Genomic DNA, 2,322 nt, shown 5'->3' with positions numbered 1-2,322 from the left:
TGTGCGGCATATAACGCCGACTTCGATGGTGACCAGATGGCTGTTCACGTACCGCTGACGCTGGAAGCCCAGCTGGAAGCGCGTGCGCTGATGATGTCTACCAACAACATCCTGTCCCCAGCGAACGGCGAGCCAATCATCGTTCCTTCTCAGGACGTTGTATTGGGTCTGTACTACATGACCCGTGACTGTGTTAACGCCAAAGGCGAAGGCATGGTGCTGACTGGCCCTAAAGAAGCTGAGCGTATCTATCGCGCAGGTCTGGCCTCTCTGCATGCGCGCGTTAAAGTGCGTATCACCGAATACGAAAAAGATGAAAACGGCGAATTCGTTGCGCACACCAGCCTGAAAGACACGACCGTTGGCCGTGCTATTCTGTGGATGATCGTACCGAAAGGTCTGCCTTTCTCCATCGTCAACCAGGCGCTGGGCAAGAAAGCTATCTCCAAAATGCTGAACACCTGTTACCGCATTCTGGGCCTGAAGCCGACCGTAATCTTCGCTGACCAGACCATGTACACCGGCTTTGCCTATGCAGCGCGCTCAGGCGCCTCTGTTGGTATCGACGACATGGTTATCCCAGAGAAGAAATACGAAATCATCAGCGAAGCGGAAGCTGAAGTTGCTGAGATCCAGGAGCAGTTCCAGTCTGGTCTGGTAACCGCTGGCGAACGCTACAACAAAGTTATCGATATCTGGGCTGCGGCGAACGATCGTGTATCCAAAGCGATGATGGATAACCTGCAAACTGAAACCGTCATTAACCGTGAAGGTAAAGAAGAGCAGCAGGTTTCCTTCAACAGCATCTACATGATGGCCGACTCCGGTGCGCGTGGTTCTGCGGCACAGATTCGTCAGCTGGCTGGTATGCGTGGTCTGATGGCTAAGCCAGATGGCTCCATCATCGAAACGCCAATCACCGCGAACTTCCGTGAAGGTCTGAACGTACTCCAGTACTTCATCTCCACTCACGGTGCTCGTAAAGGTCTGGCGGATACCGCACTGAAAACAGCGAACTCCGGTTACCTGACTCGTCGTCTGGTTGACGTGGCACAGGACCTGGTCGTTACTGAAGACGACTGTGGCACCCTGGAAGGTATCACCATGACCCCGGTTATCGAGGGTGGTGACGTTAAAGAGCCACTGCGCGATCGCGTACTGGGTCGTGTGACTGCTGAAGACGTTCTGAAGCCGGGCACCGCGGACATTCTGGTTCCACGTAACACGCTGCTGAACGAGCAGTGGTGTGATCTGTTGGAAGAGAACTCCGTTGACTCCGTCAAAGTGCGTTCCGTTGTATCCTGTGACACCGACTTTGGTGTATGTGCGCACTGCTACGGTCGTGACCTGGCGCGTGGCCACATCATCAACAAAGGTGAGGCTATCGGCGTTATCGCTGCACAGTCCATCGGTGAACCTGGTACACAGCTGACGATGCGTACGTTCCACATCGGTGGTGCGGCATCTCGTGCGGCTGCTGAATCCAGCATCCAGGTTAAGAACAAAGGTAGCATCAAGCTCAGCAACGCGAAGTCGGTTGTGAACTCCAGCGGTAAACTGGTTATCACTTCCCGTAACACCGAACTGAAACTGATCGACGAATTCGGTCGTACCAAAGAAAGCTACAAAGTACCTTACGGTGCGGTACTGGCGAAAGGCGATGGCGAACAGGTTGCTGGCGGCGAAACCGTTGCAAACTGGGACCCGCACACCATGCCGGTTATCACCGAAGTAAGCGGTTTTGTACGCTTTACTGACATGATCGACGGCCAGACCATTACTCGTCAGACCGACGAATTGACCGGTCTGTCTTCGCTGGTGGTTCTGGATTCCGCAGAACGTACCGCAGGTGGTAAAGATCTGCGTCCGGCACTGAAAATCGTTGATGCTCAGGGTAACGACGTTCTGATCCCGGGTACCGATATGCCTGCGCAGTACTTCCTGCCGGGTAAAGCGATTGTTCAGCTGGAAGATGGCGTACAGATCAGCTCTGGTGACACCCTGGCGCGTATTCCGCAGGAATCCGGCGGTACCAAGGACATCACCGGTGGTCTGCCGCGCGTTGCGGACCTGTTCGAAGCACGTCGTCCGAAAGAGCCGGCAATCCTGGCTGAAATCAGCGGTATCGTTTCCTTCGGTAAAGAAACCAAAGGTAAACGTCGTCTGGTTATCACCCCGGTAGACGGTAGCGAACCGTACGAAGAGATGATTCCGAAATGGCGTCAGCTCAACGTGTTCGAAGGTGAACGTGTAGAACGTGGTGACGTGGTTTCCGACGGTCCGGAAGCGCCGCATGACATCCTGCGTCTGCGTGGTGTGCAT

At 54.6% G+C, this 2,322-nt stretch carries 1 pseudogene; it reads left to right on the top strand.

The window, feature by feature from the left end:
* Positions 1-2,322, top strand: a pseudogene (locus RDN66_RS07385) (DNA-directed RNA polymerase subunit beta'); the annotation flags it as partial.

The sequence above is a fragment of the uncultured Kluyvera sp. genome, assembly GCF_902485085.1.
Lineage (GTDB): Bacteria > Pseudomonadota > Gammaproteobacteria > Enterobacterales > Enterobacteriaceae > Kluyvera > Kluyvera ascorbata.
Note: the sequence above shows the minus strand (reverse complement) of the source record. Positions and strands in the feature narration are given on the sequence as shown.